Genomic DNA, 18,205 nt, shown 5'->3' with positions numbered 1-18,205 from the left:
AAAATAAATGGCGACCTGGCTGCCCTGGATTACGTCTTGATGCTTTGAAATCCGAAGTATCAGGCGCCTACGGCTGAGCCACGGAAGCGCGTTGGTCTACTCCTGGGCCGTGGGGACCTCAGCGAAGGCGTCCTCGAGGCGCTGCGCGACGCTGGCGATACGTTGACCGTTGCCCACTGCCGTGTTCCATACTGGCAAAAAACTTTTCAGGAATGCCGTCTTTTCGGCGAATAGGCGGCAACGAATAATCAACGCAGATCTCTACACCAAGGAAGTGCCAAGTCGGTGTCCCGCCAAGCAGACAGTGAGTTCGCGCGCCCGCGACCTACGGAACGTCAATAGCGCTCCGCCTTTTCTTCGATCTTTAACGCTATCATTTTTCCCGACGAAGTTTCGACGTTCAATGGCAGTTCGAATTGGAAATCTATGAGTAGGCCTTTCAGGAGGAGATCAGTTTTTGAGCAACTTGCTGTTCTTCGTGCTCAAAAGCAGCCTCAAATGTGCCGAGTTCGTCCGCCGACATCTAGATGCTAGCTCCCACCTTTCACCAATCTGTAACGGCGGCCAGGACTTCGCCAAGATTCATCCTGGAAGCGCAACGCGCCAACTCAATTCATATCGACTACCGCAAGCTGGTAATCGAGTGCGTTCAGAAACCCGAACTCGCTTCCCTGGTTGCGCTGGAGAATCTCTCTTCGCTTGATAGCGCGATCACGATTGATAACGCGCTTGACCCCACCATCCGGTTCTGTGTCCGCTATGATACCGTGAAACAAGGAACCATCTTTCCCCTGCTCATGAAAGTGCAGGCCCGGGCGAAGCAGTAGTTCGGGGTTGATTTGGAATGCATCCGGATTCCCGGTCTAGTCATCATCATATTGAAAGGCCGCACTTTCGTGACACCCTTGCTGATGATAGTGAAGCGTTCCGACAGGGTGCCGCTCATCAAAGAGAAAAAGCCGGATACTTCGCTTCAAGACTCCTGCCGCTTAAATATCACGCGTTTCAGCAGCCTGCTGGCTTCAAATATTAGGTCTGTCCCTCCTTACCGATACGTCAGGCGATGGCCAGAGATGAGTGTTGATCTTGACGACTGTCAGATGCTGGCCTGAAACCACTTGACCGCCAACTGAACGCTGATGTTGATCGACCAGTTACGGCATGAGCAGAAGATCGATCTGCTCGAGCGCCCTCCGCTGAAAATAGACCACGACGGCATCACCTTTGATCCCAGCACTGAATCTCGGCGAAATTGTCACATTTGGCACCACCATATTGCGCTTGGGAAAGCGCTCAAACTTCCTCTGTAACGCCTCTGGCTCATCCACGTCTGGCGCAATTCTGATGAACGCCATGGGGGAGCCACCAATCGTTTCGCCTCTAAGTTCGATTTCGAGGGTGTAATGGCAGCCACGGTAGCTACCCGTGAATTGCAGGCCTTTTTCCGTCGGCATATCCAAGTTTCCAACACCCCATTCTGACGGCGATGCTGCAACATCTGGACGAGGAACTCATCTGCGCCTGGAGAGGCTATACCGTGGTGAGTTGCTGCAAGACGGCGGCATTGACATCCTTTGCCGCTTCCATGTGAAGCATATGTCCCTTACCGTCGATGACAGCAACGTCTAGAGCCGCGTACACGCCGTCTGAACTCGGTGGTGGGATTACCTTATCCTCGGCGCCCCAAAGAATACGCACTGGCTGGCCGAGATTGGAGAGCTGCACCGCGAGACCTCCTGCTTCCGGAGCTGTCAGTGCGTTGCCGGCGAGCAAGCTAAGCGCCGAATTGACACCGTCGATCCGCTTGTACTGTAGAACGTCATTGACCATTTCACGTGTCACAACAGACGGATCGGCAAAAAGATCGCTCAGTACACGCTTCATCTCCTTCCGATCATCGGCGGCAATGAAGGATCCGAGATAGGCACTGTTGACAGGGGCGGCTAGGCCGGCCGGCGCCACCAGGGTCAGCGAACCAACGACGGCCGGTCGGCTGACGGCTGTCAGTGCTGCGATCAGACCACCCATGGAATGACCAACAAAATGCACCAGCTTCAGTCCCAGTGCATCGATGACACCATCGACCGCCGCTATCAAGTTGGCGGCGGCGCCATCGCCGACATCCTTCGAGGAGTGGCCATGCCCCGGCAGGTCAATGGCTATGGTGCGCAGATGCTTCGACAGCTCCTCGAAGTTGAACAGCCAGTTGTTGAGATCGCCGCCGAAGCCGTGGATCAGTAGGAATGCCACGTTGGAATCGCCGCCGCTGTCCATGACATTGATGGTCTTTCCATCCACCTGGATCTTCGACATCAGGCTGACTTCGCCGTCGCCATCTACAGCGACCACGCGGTTTGCGTCGACAAACTGGTCGACCTCGGCGTCCGGGATGGAAGCATCGGCAAGAACGGCCAGGAGGGCGCCGACCGGCAGGGTCTCATCCTCGGCCGCCACCTTGCGACGCAAGATTCCGGCGTCCTGCGCCTCCACCACATTGGTGATCTTATCGGTCTCGACCTCCATGATCTCCTGGCCCGGCTTGATGGCTTCGCCTTCGTTCACCAGCCATTTCACCAGCTTACCTTCACTCATGGACATGCCCCATTTGGGCATATTGATGGGTTGAATCGACGCACTCACGTCTCAAGCTCCTCTCTTCTTGGCTGGTAAGGTTGCCTGCACGGCGGCCACCACCTGCTCCGGTCGTGGAATGTAGAGATCCTCAAGGACCGGCGAGAATGGAACCGGCGTGTGCGGCGGACTGACCATCTTGATAGGGCCGCGTAGAGCGTGGAACGCTTGATCGGCTACTTGGGCGGCGATGTCGGTCGCGATATTGCAACGCGGGCTCGATTCATCGACGATCACCAGGTGGCCCGTCACTTCGACACTTTCCACAATGGTTTCGAGGTCCAGCGGCGAGGTCGTCCTCGGATCGATTACCGTCGCCTTGATGCCGAGGGTGTCGAGCTGCTTCGCCGCATCCATGGCAACTTGCACCATCAGACCTAATGCCACGATGGTGATATCCTTGCCCTCGCGCAGAACATTCGCTTCGCCGAATGGAACGGTGTAGGAATCATCCGGCACTTCGCCCGTGACGCCGTAAAGCAGTTTGTGCTCCAGGAAAATCACCGGATCGTCGTCGCGGATCGCTTGAATAAGCAACCCCTTGGCGTCGTAGGGATTCGATGGAATGACGACCTTCAGTCCGGGAATATGCGTGACGATCGGATAAAGGCATTGTGAATGCTGCGCGGCCGCCCGGAAGCCGGCGCCGATCATTGCCCGCACAACGACCGGCGTTACTGCCCTACCACCGAACATGTAGCGGAACTTGGCTGCCTGATTGTAGAGCTGGTCGAAACAGACCCCGATGAAGTCGAAGAACATTAGGTCAGCGACTGGTCGCAGACCCTGCGTTGCGGCACCGACAGCTGCACCGATGAAGGCACTTTCAGTTAGTGGGGTGTCGAGTACCCGGCTCGGGCCGAATTCAGTATAGAGGCCCTTCGTGGCACCCTCGGAGCCGCCCCACGCATCGGCCTCGCCGCCGGCGCCTTGGCCGCCTGCGACGTCTTCGCCCATGACGATGACGCGAGGATCGCGCCGCATTTCCAGGAAATGCGCCTCCGTGATGGCCTGTTTGAATGTTTTCTTGGGCATGATCTTGTTCCTTGTTTCCTGAACCGCGCCGGTCAGTAGCGGACGTAGACGTCGGTGGTCAGATCAGCGACGGTCGGCAGGGTGCCGGCCAGTGCTTTTCCGATGGCATGGTCGATCTGCGTTGCCACTTCGCCGTCGATGGCATCGAGATCGGCGGCAGAGAGCAGGCCCGCCTCGGTGACGCGCCTACGGAAATGAGCAAGGCAATCTTTCTCCGCCTTCACCTGCTCGACCTCGCCGGGTGCGCGATAGGTCTGCGCGTCGCCCTCAAAATGGCCATAGTAGCGGTTGGTCGTCGCTTCGATCAGACTCGGCCCCTCGCCAGCGCGCGCCCGTTCGACCGCTTCGCGCACGGCCTCCCAGACGGCGAAGAAATCATGGCCGTCGACCCTTGCACCGGGCATGCCGAAGGCATCCGCCCGCTTGACGATCTCCTTGCTGGAGACAGACCAGTGACTAGCAGTCGACTCGGCATATCCGTTGTTCTCGAAGACAAACACAGCCGGCAGCTTCCAGACGCTGGCGAGGTTGAGCGCCTCCAGCGTAGTTCCCTGGTTCGATCCACCGTCACCGGTAAAACAAACCGCGACCGCTCCGGTGCCCAACGTCTTGGCTGCCAGCGCCGCGCCGCAGATCAGGGGCGGGCCGCCGCCGACGATACCATTGGCGCCAAGCATGCCTTTCGACAGGTCGGCGATGTGCATGGAGCCGCCCTTACCGCCGCAAAGGCCTTCCTTGCGCCCATAGATCTCCAGCATCATCCCGTCGATGTCGCAGCCCTTGGCAATGCAATGGCCGTGCCCACGATGCGTGCTGGAGATGGTATCCTGGTCGGTGAGGTGCATGCAGACGCCGACGGCGCTGGCCTCCTGCCCCGCATAGAGATGGACGAAGCCGGGAATCTGGCCCCGGGTAAACTCAAGATGCAGGCGGTCCTCGAAAACGCGAATCTGCCGCATCCGCTGATAGGCGAGCTTCAGTTGTTCCTTGCTGAGCTGCATGTAACTTCTCCCTGGAGGAATTCTCGTGTCAGATCAGGACGGCCCATTTGCCGGGCTGCAATTCGCCCGCAGTTTCCTCATCATCGGAAAGGTCAACCGCGCCGCGCTGATCCTCCGGCACGTCGATGAGGGCGACACGGCAATCGTTCTGATCCAGCCAGCCGAGATAGGGCTCATGGGTCTTGTAGCCGAGCAGGTCCTGTATCTTGCGCGGCAGGGTCTTCGCCTTCTCCGGCGGCACGGCGAGGAATTGCTCCTCCTCCTGGCGCAGCCAGCCGACGATATAGCCGAGGATCATGCCGTCGCGCGGGATCCCGGTGCGGTTGGCACCGCCGCCATGGAAGGTGTCGGCCCAGTAGATCAACACCGAGCCCGCCGGCATGGCTGCCTGCGTCCACTCACCGTCTTTCGGTTCGCGCCCCTCGCCCCAGAGATGACTGCCCGGTGCCACCCGCGTCGCCCCGTTCTCGGCCGTGAAGTCGGTGACGGCCCAGATGCAATGGATCAGGCGGTGGTTTTTCACCGGATGCTCGAACGGCCACAGCGCATCATCGCGATGCATGTGCTGCACGGTCTCGCTGGCGCCGATGCTGATCACCTGGGATACCGACAGGCGATAGCGCGTGCATTGTGGCAACAATACCCGATTGCACAATTCCAGAATCTTGGGATGCGTCGCGATTTCGCCTGCCATTGCCGATTTACCGAGTACGCCACAGCAGCGCTTGGTCTTGTAGCCGACAAAATCGCCGTTGCCGTTCGGCGTCTTGTCAATCCAGGGGCGCAGCTCCTCGCTTAAGGTAGCCATCTGCTGCGGCGTCATCAGATTGCGCACGATCAGCGCGCCGTCGCGATGTAGCACCGCCAGAATTTCGTCGACGGATGCTGTTGGATCAAGGGTTGTTATTTCAGGCATATTTTCCTCCATAAATAGTATATTTGTGTAAAGCGGTTCCGCTCTCAGACCGGCGCGTCTAATGCTGCTGGCTATTGCCCCTCGATAGACGGAGACCGATTGTGACCAACACCAGGGTCAGGACGATCATCACGGTGCCGGCGACGTTCACCAGCGGTGTCGCCTCGCGCCGCAGGATCGACCACAGCACCATGGGCAGCGTGTTGTCGCGCCCAGTCAGCAGGAAGGTCACCGCGATCTCGTCCAGCGACAGCGACAGGATGATCAGCATGGAACCGATCAGCGCGGTCTTGATGTTGGGTAAGGTAACCTTGAGAAATATCTCCAACTCGCTGGCGCCGAGGTCGTAAGCAGCCTCGTATTGCGAACGGCCCAATTGCTGCAGGCGGGCGAAGACCTCGGTCACAGTGATGCAGATCAGCGCCGTTCCCTGGCCCAGCATGATGGTGGTCAGCGACAGCGGAACCTTCAACATCATGTAGAAGTTCAGCAGCGAAATTCCGGTGATGATGCCGGGCAGGACCAGGGGCAGCAGGACCAGGCGGCGAAACATGTTCTTGCCGGGAAAGCTGAACCGATCCATTGCGACGGCCGCCATGAGACCGATCGGCACGGCGATCAGGATGGTGCCGCCGGCAACCAGCACACTGTTCCAAATGGCGCGCACGATCTGCCGGTTGGAGAGCGCCGCTTCATACCAGTTCAACGTGAAACCGGTGAAAGGCAGGCCGGCATTGCGCCCCTCGTTGAACGAGAAGATGACGATGACCAGGATCGGCAGATAGAGGAACAGCATGATGCCGCCCGCCACCGACCAGATCAGGTAAGGAGAGCCGAGGCGCGTCATAACCGCACCTGCGTCCGCTTTTCGAGATATTGCGAGACAGTCAGCAGCGCCATCGCCATCAGGATGATGGCGACACCGATGGCGGCGGCCAAAGGTCGGTCATTGGCGACACCCAACAGGCTGATGACGACGCTGGAGATCATGATCGAATCGGCACCACCGAGAAGAGCGGGGGCGATGAAGTCGCCGAAACCCAGCGAAAAGGTGATGACGCCACCCGCCAGCACACCGGGGATCGAGATCGGCCAGATCACCTTGACGAAGGTCTCCCAGCCGCTTGCACCGAGGTCCCGTGCCGCCTCGATCAGGCTGAGGGGCAGCCGCTCGAGCTGCGCATAGATCGAGAGAACGGCGAACGGCGTGAAGATATAAGTCAGCGTCAGGATGATGCTGAAATCATTGTAGAGGAAGATGGTGAGCGGTTCGTCGATAATGTTCAGCCAGATAAGCCCCTCATTGAGAAGACCATGAGTGCCGAGAATAGTTTTCCAGGCATAGGCCTTCACCAGATAGCTCGCCCACCACGGCAAGATCACCAGAATATAGAGAATGTGCTTCGCTCGTTCGCTGCTGAGATAGAAAGCCATGGCGATGGCGACCGGATAAGCCAACAGCGTTGACCAGAAGGCGGTCAGCAACCCGATCTTAGCCGAGCGCAGGATCAGGCCCGCATAAGGCTGAACTGTCAGCACCTTGATATAGTTGTCGAGGCTGAAGTCGGCCACGAACTGGACGTAATCCATGCGGCCGAAGCTGTAGAACAGCGTGATCGCATAAGGGACCAGCATGAAGCCAATGAACCAAAGGATTGGCGGCAGTAGCCAGAACAATGCCCGGCGCCGCTCGATGCGGCGCATGTCGGGCGCATTTCCGATCAGGATGTTGGCTTGAACTGTCATCTCGGCGACCATTTACTTCGTCAGCACTTGGACATGCTGTGGCCGCAGCGCGAATTGCAACGGGCCGCCATCGCCGGGCAGGGGCCGCGCCTGGGCGTCGTGGATCGTCACCTCGCTGCCATCGACCAACCGCACGATATGCTCCATGCGGTTGCCAAGGAACATGCTCTGGACATGGATTCCCGACACCAGATTGGCATCGGTATAGCCGTTGACTTGCATCAGGGCGCGGTCGGCGCGGAAGACCGCTGTGACCTCCTGGCCTGGCGACAGCGGCTCGTCGGCCTGGGCGCCGAGATGCGTCCCGTCGGCGAGGCGCAACTGAACCTCGGCTCCGGCAACCCTTTCCACCCTGGCAGACAGCAGATTCTTGGCGCCGATGAACTGGGCGACGAACCGTGTCCGCGGGCGTTCATAAATTCCCTCGGGCGTGTCGTACTGGATCAGGCGACCGCCGCTCATCACCGCGACCATGTCGCTCATCGACAGCGCCTCGTCCTGATCGTGGGTGACATAGATGAAGGTCTTGCCGAGTTCGCGGTGGATCCTCTTCAACTCGGCCTGAGTGGAACGGCGCAGCGAGGCATCGAGTGCTCCCAGCGGTTCGTCGAACAGCACCACCGGCGGCTCGGTCGCCAGCGCCAGCGCCAGGGCTACGCGCTGGCGCTGGCCGCCGGACAATTGATGCGGCATCCGTTTACGCATCTCGCCGAGGCGGACGATGTCGAGATAAGTGGCGACCCGCCGCCTGATCTCCTCCTCGCCCAGCTTGCCGCGCATGCGCTTCAGCCTAAGGCCGAAAGCGACATTGTCCTCGACACTCATATGCGGGAAAAGCGCCAGGTCCTGGAACATCATCCGCATGTCGCGATGCGAAGCAGGCAGATGTGTGATGTCCGCCCCGTCAAACAGAACCCGGCCGCTGGTCGGGCTTTCCAGCCCCGCGATGATTCGCAGGGTCGTGGTCTTGCCGCAACCGCTGGAACCCAGCAGGGACACAAACTGCCCCGCAGCGATTTCCAGGTTGACATCGTCCACGGCCAGATGGCCCGACTTGTCGTTGCCGAAGGTCTTCCTGAGGTTCTGGAGTGAGATCGTGGCGGACATCGTCGCTGCTTCGTCTTCTCTGGTTTGTTCAGACCATCGTTACTGAGCGGTCTCAGCCTTCACCTGATTCCAGATTTCGAGATAAGCACCGCGCCGCGGCACGGGTTGCCACCACGAAATGCTCTTCTGGACTTCCGGATCGCCGGTCCCAAGCTTGGTGAGCAGGGCGAGGGCTTCGGGCTCAAGCATCTCGAAGGATTTGGCGTTGGCAAAAGCATAGCCGGTCAGCTTCGAAGCAAGGGCCTGGGATTCCGGCGACGAGATCCAGTCCAGCCAGGCGTAGACGCAAGGATTCTCGCTGGCCCCCTTGACGATCATCCAACTGTCGGACCAGCCGCCGCTGCCTTCCTTCGGCAGCACTTCCTTCAGCGTATCGGCGCCCTGGGTCCAAAGGCCGGAGACGGCGAGTTCGGTGGTGTTGCCGCCGACCACTTCCTTCTGCATGTAAAGCTGCTGGAATTCGGCGTCGCAGGTCCAGAATTTGCGGATGTTCGGCTTTAGGGCGATGAGCGCATCGCGCGTTTTCGCCAGTTCCTCATCCGTCATGTTGTAGACATCTTTCACGCCAATATGGCGCGCGGCGACATAGAGTGTCTCCAGGTTGTCCCACATGGCGAGCTTGCCCTTCAGGCGCTCGTCCCACAGCACCGAGACCGAGGCGGGCGCATCGGGAATCACATTGCTGTCCAGCACCAGACGCAGGAAGCCATAGCCATAGGGCACGCCGTAGAGTTCGTCGCCTTTGACCAGCCAGGAAGGCGACTGGAAGACGGGGAAGTAGTCGGCGAGATGGGGCAACTTCGATTTGTCGATCGCCTCCACCGCGCCGGCATCGATCAGCGTCATAGTGGCGTCATTGGACGGCGAGACGAGATCGATCGTGGCCGATCCGGAAGCCAGGGTCTTGGCGATGATTTCGTCGTTCGAGCTGACATAGGTGGGCTCCACCACGCAGCCCGTCTTTTCCGTGAAAGGCGCCACGACCACGTCGTCGGAATAGCCTTCCCAGGTCAACAGAGCGAGGGTTCCTTCGGCCATCGCATGTTGCGATGCAGCAAAAACACCCATGACCAGAACCGCGCTGGCTGTCAAACCATGAATTTTAACTTTTCCCATCGAATAGCGCTCCTGTCAGCGGCTTATTTCCAAGTCATTGTTAATGCGTGTCTTTGGCCGTGAAAGCCAATGCCCGAGCAGTTTGGAATGCTTCTTTGTCGCCACGCGAAAGGCACATTAACATTCAGCCATGGTCTCTGTTTTGCACTCTACGTAATATAGTTTGCATTAGGCGCACTAACTTCCGTCACATCATGCTGCGATGCAGCACAACCAGTCTCTAAGGGTCGGCATGCAATCGGCTGTTTACGTACTAACAATCCCGCCCGTCAGTGACCTGGATTGCGCACTCGTCCTGGACATCTTGAGAATGGCAAACCGCGTTGCCGGCGAAGCACTGTTCAAAGTCAGAATCCTGACGCCAAATAACCAGCCCGTTATGGCGACCAACGGCCGGCCGATCATCCCCAATGCCGGCTATCCAGAGGATTTCCGCGATCCTCTCATCGTCCTCAACAACCTTAGACCCAGCGAACAGGACGAGGATTCGACCGTGCCTATCCTACGCCGCGCGGCACGCAGCGGCGGCATCATTATGGGGATCGAATATGGGGCGTTGCTGATGGCGCGGAGCGGCATCCTTGACGGCCACCGAGCAACCACGCATTTCGACTGTCTTCCGATGGCACACGAGAGCTTTCCCAATGTCGAGTTCAGCGAGGAACTCTACGTGAAGGACCGCAATTGTTTCACCTGTGCCGGTCACCTCGCGATCGTCGACATGCTGCTCCACTACATCAAGACAAGCGTTTCCGAACCGGTTGCCGCGACTCTAGCGGCTGAGTTGCTGGCGCCCGAGATCCGCCAACCGCAAACCCCGCAGCGCGTTAGTCTGCTTGATCCCTTCAGTACTCAACGCGATCCGCGCCTGAAAAAGGCGATCATCGAGATGCAAAACAATCTCGAATCGCCACTCTCCCTTAATGAAGTTGCGCGCCGGGTTGGCATCTCTCCTCGCCAACTTCAGAATTTATGGCGTGCCAAGCTCGATTCCTCGCACAACGCGTATTATCAGGACCTGCGCCTCGACCGTGCGCGCTCGCTGTTGTTGAACACCGACATGCAGATCGGCGAGATTGCCATCATCAGCGGGTTTTCCTCTTCCGCTACCTTCTCGCGCGCCTTCAGGAGCCGCAGTGGCAGCACCCCGCGCGACTTCCGCGCTGAGCACCAGAACTCACTGTCGCCAATGATTCAGCGTAACGCCCTGCGCACTATCAGCAGCATCGCCGAGCGCAATGCCGGCTTTCTCTACCGATGCCTCAATGACCACCCCTATACCGTTCTCTATGTAACGCGCGGCATCGAACGCCTGCTGGGATATTCGGCGGCCGACTTCATCAACAGCCCGACGCGCAATATGTCGTCGGTCATTCACCCGGATGATCTGAAATCGATGCGTCGGATCGTCGACACCGCACTTGAGAACAACAACAACTGGGACATCGAATTTCGCTATCTGCACCGCGACGGCAATACCGTCTGGGTTCACGAAGTCGGCTGCGGCGTATTCGACAGTAACGGTCGCCTGATGTATCTGGAGGGGATGATCGTGCGAAACCTCAACCCGCCAGAACAATACGTCGACGCCATCAGTTCGGACTAGAATGCGCTATTGCACCTGCTCAAGCGCTGGCCCCCAAAGGGTCCAGTATCGCGCACGGGACGTTATGTAAGGAAAGGGGCTATCTCATTGTGAGCCTGCCCCAACGCTGTACCACGGGTCTGGTTTCCAGGTGCCCCCCTTGGCTCAGCCCAGGCCTTGAGACGCCGTCCAAAGTTCTCCGCGTTGTATCCAAACGCTCACAGTTGCATGGCCCAACTGGGTTATGCGCCAAAGCAGGCCGACCTAATTGGCTGTTGTCTGACGGTATTCCATGAAGAGCCCAACTAGGACTCCCAGACAAATTCCAGCCTAGTCATTTCAATGACTTAGCGATCACTTCGAGTGGCTAACAAGCACGCTGACAGCGGCAAGGTGGACCAGTGTGGTGGACCAGTCAAGGGCGAGGCGAGGCAAGAGCGCGTCAACAATCTTGGTAGCCGGGATGTGTCGAATCGAGGCGTAGCGAATTTGATGTCGGTGGCACGAATTTTTGCAACGAGCCGCCAGTTGTTGCGACCAGCAGAGTAGTCGGAACCACGACAGCGATCCGCTTTCCGGCATCGTCGTATTGGACGGTCCCCAGCACATCCGGCATGCCGGAAGCTACCCCATCTGCATGCCGATGTTCGCCCGGCGCAGGGGTGCCAGAGGCATCGATGACGCCGTGGGCGTACGCGACCCGCACACTGCTGCCAAGCCTGGCGATATGGGTTTCGAAGGGCGGTTATCTCTGCCGTTGGACGTGACCGTGCCCAAGCCTGACGGTTGATCGACAGTGCCTTGGCATCGGTAAGGTGGCAGCAGCAAGCTCCAGCACAGCCGCCAATGGTTTCATTGCCACCCACTCCCGCAACACTGGAAGATCAGATATTTAGTTCATTTTTTCATATGGTTAAGGCTTTCATATCACAAAATAATTGTTAATCGGCAGCACAAATCAATTGTTATTTGACATCAATAATCAATTGAATATCATCATCTCAATCTAATTGTATTTGGTCCTCACAAACCAATTGTGACTGCTAACCCGGCACTGATCATAAAGTCTCAGCGTACGAAATTCCCCCGAGGCACCATGGCGAAGCGGACCAAACCAAACGAGAAACTTGCGTCCTCAATGCGCGCTCTTCGTGATCTCGTTCAGGCTGAACATAGGCGAGTCATTCAAGCCGACGAGTTATCCAGGACCGACCGTGATCGCCTTGTGAAAGGCGGTTATCTAAAGCCGATCATAAACGGCTGGCTCATGACGGCTAACCCGAAAGACAAATCCGGCGACTCCACTACTTGGTATACGTCCTACTGGGAATTCATCAAAGATTACGCCAACAATAGATTTGGCAATAACTGGATCGTTTCTCCTGAAGCCTCAATCAGCCTTCTCGCGGGCGAGCAGAGCGTACCCAATCAAATTATTATCCAGTGCCCAAAAGCCAACAATCTTCCGATAGAGCTTCCAAACAAGACCTCCGTCTTCTTCTACAGGACGGACCTTCCTAAGGCCAAAGCCGCCGATGTCGATGGGCTGCGGGTCTACCCTCTTCCTCAAGCTCTCATCTCCGCATCTCCACAAATCTGGAAATCAAAACGAGAAGAGATCATCGCGTTGCTGGGCTCGGTGAGAACAATAAGTGTTCTCCTCGGCCCACTCCTCGAAAACGGGAATGTCGCCGCGGCAGGACGTATCTCAGGTGCACTGAGATTGATGGGTCACGAGAAAGATGCCGAGGCCATCAATTCAGCGCTAAAAAGAGCCGGACATGTCCCCAGGGAAATCAAAGACCCTTTCGATTCTCCAATTCCGATGGTCGCAATGGGAACGAAGGGAGCTTCTCCCGTAGGTTCGCGCATCAAAATAATCTGGGAGCAGATGAGGGCCGGAGTGCTCAGTGAGTTCGTTGATACCCCGAAGATCATCAACGACCACGGCGGCTATCTGGAAACCATCGATGAGCGCTATACGTCCGATGCCTATCATTCACTGTCGATCGAGGGCTATCAGGTCTCAGAAGAGCTAATCGAAAAGGTTCGCAATGGTGGTTGGGATCCAGACCAAGATAGAGACGACCAAGAGCATATGAATGCTTTGGCCGCCAAGGGGTACTGGATGGCTTTTCAGAGAGTTCGCTCTGCTATCGAAAGAATCCTCAAGGGTGAAAGCGCTGCAGTATTGATCGAGGAAGAGCATCAAGAATGGGAGCAAGAACTCTTCCAACCATCCGTCAACGATGGCATCATTGGACCTGAAAGACTGGCTGGATACAGATCCCATCCGGTCTTTCTAAGAACGTCGAAGTATGTACCGACGGCGTGGCAATCGCTGCCTGACGCAATGGACGCCTATTTTTCCTGCCTAAAGGAAGAGAACGACCCAAGAGTGGCGGCCATTCTTGGCCACTTCGTTTTCACGTATATCCACCCATTTGCGGATGGAAACGGCCGAACAGGCCGCTTCATCATGAATGCAATGCTCGCGTCCGGTGGATATCCTTGGACAATTGTTCCAGTCGAACGACGGTCTGAGTACCTAGCGGCAATGGATGCGGCCAGCCTGCAAAAGAACATCAAACCACTGGCTAGGTTAATCCAAAAGCTCGTACGCCTTGCTCCGCCCCCACCCAGAAGACGATCCAGAGCGGAGGTCGATGCGGACCAGGACAACAACTAGGTCCAACGTCCTCCTGGCATCAGGCATCCGTCACCGACATGCGCCAAGACACCACCACATTAGACGCCCTCCGGTCGAAGATGAAATCGTGACTCGTCAATCCGCACGCACACGCCTACCCATCGGCGTGCAAAAGGGCGCTGACGCAATTGTGATGTTGTCCGAGCGAGATGGAGTCGATGAAAAAGGCACGACTCGAACTTCTGCTGGAGCCTTAGAGACCGCGGAGCAACGCATAAATTATTCGTCGTGAAACATGCGATACCAACCTATTCAAAGGTAGCGTCAAAACGCCCTGACAGATGAGATCATGTGCTCCGGGCTAGAAGATTGGCGATCGGCCGCTGCGTCAAATCCGCCGAACGAACATACGCTTAGCCATGCTCTATTGAGGCAAACAATTGGATCGTGCCCAGCGGGAGCAGCGTCAGGATTGCCATCAGCGCAATGCCGGTATTCAGCCCCCAGAAGGTGCTCCGAAGCAGCGTCTCGCTCAACACCGCGACCGGCTTCGCTCCACGGAGGCAGAAAAGCAGCAGGCCGATCCCCAGCTTGCCATAGACGCCGAGCAAGGTCGTATGGGCATGCAGCGAGGTCAGGCTCAGCCCTTGCATGTAATAGAGCGATAGAGTCGAGTTTATCAGAAAGCCGAAGAGTCCGGCACCCACCAGGTCCTAGAACGCCACAGCAATGAAAAACGGATTAGCCAGCCCAAAGCGGCCGCTCGACGAGGATCGTTTTCACATCCACCAAAGCCTTGATCTGCATTGGCAGGCGCTCCTGCTATTAGCCTTTGAACCGTGGCTCTGCGATTCCGCGCACGCCCAAGCCGTGAACCGCCACCGTCATACCGGCTTCGTGTTCCCGGTGATACCGGCCCTTGAATGGCCGCGCCATCGAGGTGACGAACGCAATATCAAGATTGGGTCCCCCGAAACTGATGCTGGTCGAGGAGAAGACCGGCAGCCCGACCACCCGGTCGATGACGCCATCCGGATTGAAGCGCACCAGCCGCCCGGCATAGACCTCGACGCTCCAGACATATCCCTCGGAATCGACCGTGGCACCGTCCGGGTAACCTTGCAACTCCGCAAAACTGCCGAAGGCGCGCTTTGAGCGCACGTCGCCGGTCGCAGTGTCGTAATCATAGGCAAAGATAATCTTGGTAAAGCTGTCGGTGAAATAGAGTGTCTTGCCGTCTGGGCTGAAGCAGGGACCGTTCGAGCAGATGATCCCGGAATCGAGTTCACTCACCTTCAGATCGGGATCCAGCCGGAACAGTTTGCCCACCGGATCGCTTTCGCAATAGTCCATCGAGCCCGCGACGAAGCGCCCCTGCCGATCGACCTTCCCGTCGTTGAGGCGCGGCCGCAATTCGCCGGGCTGCGTTTCATTGATGCGCGTGACCTTGCCGCTATCGAAATCGAGAAAATGAAACCCGCTGCGCAGGGCAAGGACAGCGCCGCCCTGCTCACGCAAAGCCAGAGAGCCGATCGGCTCCGGCACCGTCCAGCTCCGGCGATCACCACCCTTGAGATCTGCGCGGTGAACAGTCGGCCCGTAGGAATCGATCCAATAGAGCCGCTCCTCCTTGACGTCCCATAACGGCCCCTCGCCAAGGGATTCTTTGCGGTCACTGAATATCTCGATACGCAGCATGGCATCCTCCTAGAACTTGACTCTTTCAGCACCCTTGAGATTCAGCATCGCGCGCGCCTCATCAGGTGTCGCGATTTCGAGACCCAGCCCTTCGATCAGCTTGCGCGCGGCCGTTACCTGCTCGGCATTGGATTTGGCAAGACGCCCCGGACCTGCCCAAAGCGAGTCCTCCAACCCCACGCGCACATTGCCGCCCATCGCAACCGACATCGCCGCAATCGGCATCTGGTTGCGCCCGGCACCCAGCACCGACCACTGATAGGCATCGCCGAACAACCGGTCGGCCGTGCGCTTCATGTGCATGACGTCCTCCGGGTGCGGACCGATGCCGCCCAGAATGCCGAACACCGTCTGCACAAAGAGCGGCGGCTTCACCAGCCCGCGCTCCAGGAAGTGGTGCAGATTATAGAGATGGCCCACGTCATAGCATTCGAATTCAAAGCGAATATCAGTGCTGTTGAGCGTGTTCAGCGCGTATTCAATATCCTTAAACGTGTTGCGGAAGATGAGATCGCGCGAATTCTCCAGCGCCTCCCGCTCCCAATCATGCTTGAACTCCTTGAACCGCTCCAGCATCGGATAGAGTCCGAAATTCATCGACCCCATGTTGAGCGAGGCGACCTCCGGCTGGAACGTGACAGACGGCATGATGCGCTCCTCGATCTTCATCCAAGGCGCGCCGCCGGAGGTGAGATTTACGATACAGTTCGAGCGCTGCTTGATGATCTTCAGGAACGGTTCAAAGGCCTGCGGCGTCTGGTCCGGCCGGCCGTCCTCTGGGTTGCGTGCATGGAGATGGACGATGGCCGCACCCGCTTCGGCAGCGCCCACCGACGCATCGGCGATCTCTTCCGCACTCACGGGCAAATAGGGCGACATCGAGGGCGTGTGGATAGCGCCGGTGACGGCACAGGTAATGATGACCTTGCGATTCTTCGCCATGTCGTTCATTTTCCTTATGATCCGATTTCGCCTGCGGCCTTGCGCTTATGGGCCGCCAGCGCCATCAACCGACGGTCCCGCCATGCCTGCCGCTTTTGCAAACCGGCCTCCGGTACTCGCGCACGACGTTCGTCTTCGACGGTGGCAAGCACAGGACCCGCCCAGTCGACGCGACGCTGCATGGATGGGAATAGACGTTCATAGACCTTCTGATAGCGCGCCACGTAATCTCGCACACCGCCCGGCGCGTTGAGGTCGATGGTTTCGAACGGCCCCATGAAGGACCAGCGCAGGGCGAGGCCTTCGCGGATACCGATATCGACATCTTCAACCGAGGCATAGCCGTCCGCTACCAGTCGAAAGGCTTCCTCCAACAACGCACCCTGCAGACGGTTCATGACGAACCCGTCGATCTCGCGCCTCATGACAATGGGCGACTGACCGACAGCTGCGAGCAAGCGACGCGTGCGATCGATGGCCTCGGGCGCGGTCCACGGCGCCGGCACGATTTCCGCCGCTGGGATGAGGTAAGGAGGGTTGATCGGATGGACGACAAGGCAACGTGCGCGACCAGCTAGGTCTGCGGTAAAATACGATGGCAGCAGCGCCGAGGTTGAGCTTGCCAGGATCGTATCGGGGGCCGCTGCGGCATCCAGCTGCGCAAACACCAGCTTCTTGCTGGCAAGGTCCTCCGGCGTGTTCTCCTGCACATAGGCTGCATCAACCAGAGCCGCCGCCAATGTAGGAACTGACTTTAATCGCGCCGCGACCTGTTCAACCGACTGGCCATCGAGCAGGTCTTCCACCGCCAAGGGCGACAGCGCTTCGGTCGCAAATTCCTTTGCCTTATCGGCGGCACCGACGAACGCATCATAGATGCGGACCTCATGGCCGGCGCGAGCAAAAGTGATAGCCCAGGCCCTACCAATGAGGCCGGCGCCGACGATTGCGATCACTGCCATGTCAACTTCTCCTAAAGTGTCTCGACGTTGCCATCGACGCCCAAAGACTGGCCGGACAGATTGTCCCCCATCGGCGACAGTAGGAAGGTGACCATGGCGGCAACGTCATGCGGTGTCACCATGCGGCGCAATGAGACTTTTTCCAGGTACCGCTCCTCCATCTCGTCATAGGGCAGACCAAGCTGTTCCGCACGCGCACGGATGACAGCATCCATACGGGGACCTTCGACGATGCCCGGTAGGATCGCGTTGACGCGGATGTTATGCGGCCCCAATTCCTTTGCCAAACTCTGGGTGAGGCCGATGACGCCGAACTTTGCCGCCGCATAGGGTGTCCGGAAGGCATAGCCATGCCGCCCCGCCACCGATGACATGTTGACGATGGCGCCGCCGCCCGCCTTCTTCAGCATCGGCACCGCAAAATGTGCACACAGGAACTGGCCGGTAAGGCCCACATCGATGCAGCGCCGCCAGTCGGCAGTGGCGATCTCCTCGATGCCGCCGGTCGGTCCGGCCACCCCGGCGTTGTTGATCAGCGCGTCTAGACCGCCGAGCATCGCCTGGGCTTCGCCAAAGACGCGCGCCACGTCGGCGTCGCTCGACACATCCGCCAGCACGGCGCCGTGACCCTGATGCTGTTTCTTGAAATCATCGAGCGAACCTTGCGCGACGTCGCAGATGAAAACCTTGGCGCCGTGCAGTATCAACATATCGGCAATGGCGCGGCCGATACCCGAGGCGCCTGCCGAAATGAACACGCGCAGGCCCGGCTTGATGCCGTCGATAATTTTGCGACCAGTGGGTGTCGCCATGTTC

At 58.2% G+C, this 18,205-nt stretch carries 17 protein-coding genes; 3 read left to right on the top strand and 14 right to left on the bottom strand.

What is annotated here, in order from left to right; genetic code table 11:
- Positions 1-527 precede the first annotated feature (527 nt).
- Positions 528-827, top strand: coding sequence for a hypothetical protein (locus ACE3OA_RS00330; RefSeq protein ID WP_374306602.1), 300 nt, complete (start codon positions 528-530; stop codon positions 825-827).
- Between the two features lie 327 nt (positions 828-1,154).
- On the opposite strand, the gene ACE3OA_RS00325 is transcribed toward ACE3OA_RS00330, so the two are convergent.
- The 9 genes from ACE3OA_RS00325 to ACE3OA_RS00285 all read right to left on the bottom strand — a co-directional run bounded on the left by ACE3OA_RS00325 (position 1,155) and on the right by ACE3OA_RS00285 (position 9,552).
- Entirely contained in the window at positions 1,155-1,454 is a 300-nt protein-coding gene (locus ACE3OA_RS00325; protein ID WP_374306600.1) for a hypothetical protein, read from the bottom strand.
- Positions 1,455-1,530: 76 nt separating this feature from the next.
- Positions 1,531-2,640 carry an acetoin dehydrogenase dihydrolipoyllysine-residue acetyltransferase subunit gene (locus ACE3OA_RS00320; protein ID WP_374306598.1) on the bottom strand — a complete coding sequence of 370 codons (1,110 nt, stop codon included), beginning with the start codon at positions 2,638-2,640 and terminating at the stop codon, positions 1,531-1,533.
- Positions 2,641-2,643: 3 nt separating this feature from the next.
- Positions 2,644-3,666, bottom strand: coding sequence for an alpha-ketoacid dehydrogenase subunit beta (locus ACE3OA_RS00315; protein WP_374306596.1), 1,023 nt, complete (start codon positions 3,664-3,666; stop codon positions 2,644-2,646).
- A 32-nt stretch (positions 3,667-3,698) separates the two neighbouring features.
- A complete protein-coding gene (locus tag ACE3OA_RS00310) occupies positions 3,699-4,667 on the bottom strand; it encodes a thiamine pyrophosphate-dependent dehydrogenase E1 component subunit alpha (RefSeq protein ID WP_374306594.1) in 969 nt (322 codons plus the stop codon).
- A gap of 28 nt (positions 4,668-4,695) precedes the next feature.
- Positions 4,696-5,583, bottom strand: a complete 888-nt coding sequence (locus ACE3OA_RS00305) for a phytanoyl-CoA dioxygenase family protein (RefSeq protein ID WP_374306592.1) — start codon at positions 5,581-5,583, stop codon at positions 4,696-4,698.
- Positions 5,584-5,641: 58 nt separating this feature from the next.
- Complete coding sequence (locus ACE3OA_RS00300) at positions 5,642-6,430, bottom strand: ABC transporter permease (protein WP_374306590.1); 789 nt, start codon at positions 6,428-6,430, stop codon at positions 5,642-5,644.
- Positions 6,427-7,329: an ABC transporter permease gene (locus tag ACE3OA_RS00295; protein WP_374306587.1), complete on the bottom strand. Its 903-nt coding sequence runs from the start codon at positions 7,327-7,329 to the stop codon at positions 6,427-6,429. Before ACE3OA_RS00295 ends, ACE3OA_RS00300 begins: the two co-directional genes overlap by 4 nt.
- A 12-nt stretch (positions 7,330-7,341) precedes the next feature.
- Complete coding sequence (locus ACE3OA_RS00290; RefSeq protein WP_374306585.1) at positions 7,342-8,436, bottom strand: ABC transporter ATP-binding protein; 1,095 nt, start codon at positions 8,434-8,436, stop codon at positions 7,342-7,344.
- Positions 8,437-8,475: 39 nt separating this feature from the next.
- Positions 8,476-9,552: a PotD/PotF family extracellular solute-binding protein gene (locus ACE3OA_RS00285; RefSeq protein WP_374306583.1), complete on the bottom strand. Its 1,077-nt coding sequence runs from the start codon at positions 9,550-9,552 to the stop codon at positions 8,476-8,478.
- Positions 9,553-9,754: 202 nt separating this feature from the next.
- Here ACE3OA_RS00285 and ACE3OA_RS00280 point away from each other — a divergent pair, with 202 nt between their 5' ends.
- Together ACE3OA_RS00280 and ACE3OA_RS00275 are read left to right on the top strand one after the other, a co-directional pair.
- Positions 9,755-11,158: a helix-turn-helix domain-containing protein gene (locus ACE3OA_RS00280; RefSeq protein ID WP_374306581.1), complete on the top strand. Its 1,404-nt coding sequence runs from the start codon at positions 9,755-9,757 to the stop codon at positions 11,156-11,158.
- 1,075 nt (positions 11,159-12,233) lie between these two features.
- Positions 12,234-13,826 carry a Fic family protein gene (locus ACE3OA_RS00275; protein WP_374306578.1) on the top strand — a complete coding sequence of 531 codons (1,593 nt, stop codon included), beginning with the start codon at positions 12,234-12,236 and terminating at the stop codon, positions 13,824-13,826.
- 374 nt (positions 13,827-14,200) lie between these two features.
- Here ACE3OA_RS00275 and ACE3OA_RS00270 read toward each other — a convergent pair whose 3' ends face one another.
- The 5 genes from ACE3OA_RS00270 to ACE3OA_RS00250 form a co-directional block, all read right to left on the bottom strand.
- Positions 14,201-14,494 (bottom strand): cbb3-type cytochrome c oxidase subunit I, encoded by a 294-nt coding sequence (locus tag ACE3OA_RS00270; RefSeq protein WP_374306576.1) that lies wholly within the window; start codon positions 14,492-14,494, stop codon positions 14,201-14,203.
- Between the two features lie 118 nt (positions 14,495-14,612).
- A complete protein-coding gene (locus tag ACE3OA_RS00265; RefSeq protein ID WP_374306574.1) occupies positions 14,613-15,485 on the bottom strand; it encodes an SMP-30/gluconolactonase/LRE family protein in 873 nt (290 codons plus the stop codon).
- Between the two features lie 9 nt (positions 15,486-15,494).
- Positions 15,495-16,427: a 3-keto-5-aminohexanoate cleavage protein gene (locus ACE3OA_RS00260; protein WP_374306572.1), complete on the bottom strand. Its 933-nt coding sequence runs from the start codon at positions 16,425-16,427 to the stop codon at positions 15,495-15,497.
- Between the two features lie 14 nt (positions 16,428-16,441).
- The gene (locus ACE3OA_RS00255; RefSeq protein ID WP_374306570.1) at positions 16,442-17,389 is read right to left on the bottom strand and encodes a 3-hydroxyacyl-CoA dehydrogenase; all 948 of its coding nucleotides are present in this window, start codon (positions 17,387-17,389) and stop codon (positions 16,442-16,444) included.
- A gap of 11 nt (positions 17,390-17,400) precedes the next feature.
- The gene (locus ACE3OA_RS00250; RefSeq protein WP_374306568.1) at positions 17,401-18,201 is read right to left on the bottom strand and encodes an SDR family oxidoreductase; all 801 of its coding nucleotides are present in this window, start codon (positions 18,199-18,201) and stop codon (positions 17,401-17,403) included.
- Positions 18,202-18,205: the final 4 nt, after the last annotated feature.

Origin of the sequence: Dongia sp. (genome assembly GCF_041906375.1) — a bacterium.
Classification (GTDB): Bacteria; Pseudomonadota; Alphaproteobacteria; order Dongiales; family Dongiaceae; genus Dongia.
Note: the sequence above shows the minus strand (reverse complement) of the source record. Positions and strands in the feature narration are given on the sequence as shown.

What these genes read in the sequence shown, in the direction of transcription:
- ACE3OA_RS00315 (WP_374306596.1), bottom strand. Translation starts at nt 3,666, where the DNA reads ATGCCCAAGAAAACATTCAAACAGGCCATCACGGAGGCGCATTTCCTG.
- ACE3OA_RS00295 (WP_374306587.1), bottom strand. Translation starts at nt 7,329, where the DNA reads ATGACAGTTCAAGCCAACATCCTGATCGGAAATGCGCCCGACATGCGC.
- ACE3OA_RS00300 (WP_374306590.1), bottom strand. Translation starts at nt 6,430, where the DNA reads ATGACGCGCCTCGGCTCTCCTTACCTGATCTGGTCGGTGGCGGGCGGC.
- ACE3OA_RS00305 (WP_374306592.1), bottom strand. Translation starts at nt 5,583, where the DNA reads ATGCCTGAAATAACAACCCTTGATCCAACAGCATCCGTCGACGAAATT.
- ACE3OA_RS00280 (WP_374306581.1), top strand. Translation starts at nt 9,755, where the DNA reads ATGCAGCACAACCAGTCTCTAAGGGTCGGCATGCAATCGGCTGTTTAC.
- ACE3OA_RS00325 (WP_374306600.1), bottom strand. Translation starts at nt 1,454, where the DNA reads ATGCCGACGGAAAAAGGCCTGCAATTCACGGGTAGCTACCGTGGCTGC.
- ACE3OA_RS00265 (WP_374306574.1), bottom strand. Translation starts at nt 15,485, where the DNA reads ATGCTGCGTATCGAGATATTCAGTGACCGCAAAGAATCCCTTGGCGAG.
- ACE3OA_RS00260 (WP_374306572.1), bottom strand. Translation starts at nt 16,427, where the DNA reads ATGGCGAAGAATCGCAAGGTCATCATTACCTGTGCCGTCACCGGCGCT.
- ACE3OA_RS00285 (WP_374306583.1), bottom strand. Translation starts at nt 9,552, where the DNA reads ATGGGAAAAGTTAAAATTCATGGTTTGACAGCCAGCGCGGTTCTGGTC.
- ACE3OA_RS00250 (WP_374306568.1), bottom strand. Translation starts at nt 18,201, where the DNA reads ATGGCGACACCCACTGGTCGCAAAATTATCGACGGCATCAAGCCGGGC.
- ACE3OA_RS00310 (WP_374306594.1), bottom strand. Translation starts at nt 4,667, where the DNA reads ATGCAGCTCAGCAAGGAACAACTGAAGCTCGCCTATCAGCGGATGCGG.
- ACE3OA_RS00275 (WP_374306578.1), top strand. Translation starts at nt 12,234, where the DNA reads ATGGCGAAGCGGACCAAACCAAACGAGAAACTTGCGTCCTCAATGCGC.
- ACE3OA_RS00330 (WP_374306602.1), top strand. Translation starts at nt 528, where the DNA reads ATGCTAGCTCCCACCTTTCACCAATCTGTAACGGCGGCCAGGACTTCG.
- ACE3OA_RS00290 (WP_374306585.1), bottom strand. Translation starts at nt 8,436, where the DNA reads ATGTCCGCCACGATCTCACTCCAGAACCTCAGGAAGACCTTCGGCAAC.
- ACE3OA_RS00255 (WP_374306570.1), bottom strand. Translation starts at nt 17,389, where the DNA reads ATGGCAGTGATCGCAATCGTCGGCGCCGGCCTCATTGGTAGGGCCTGG.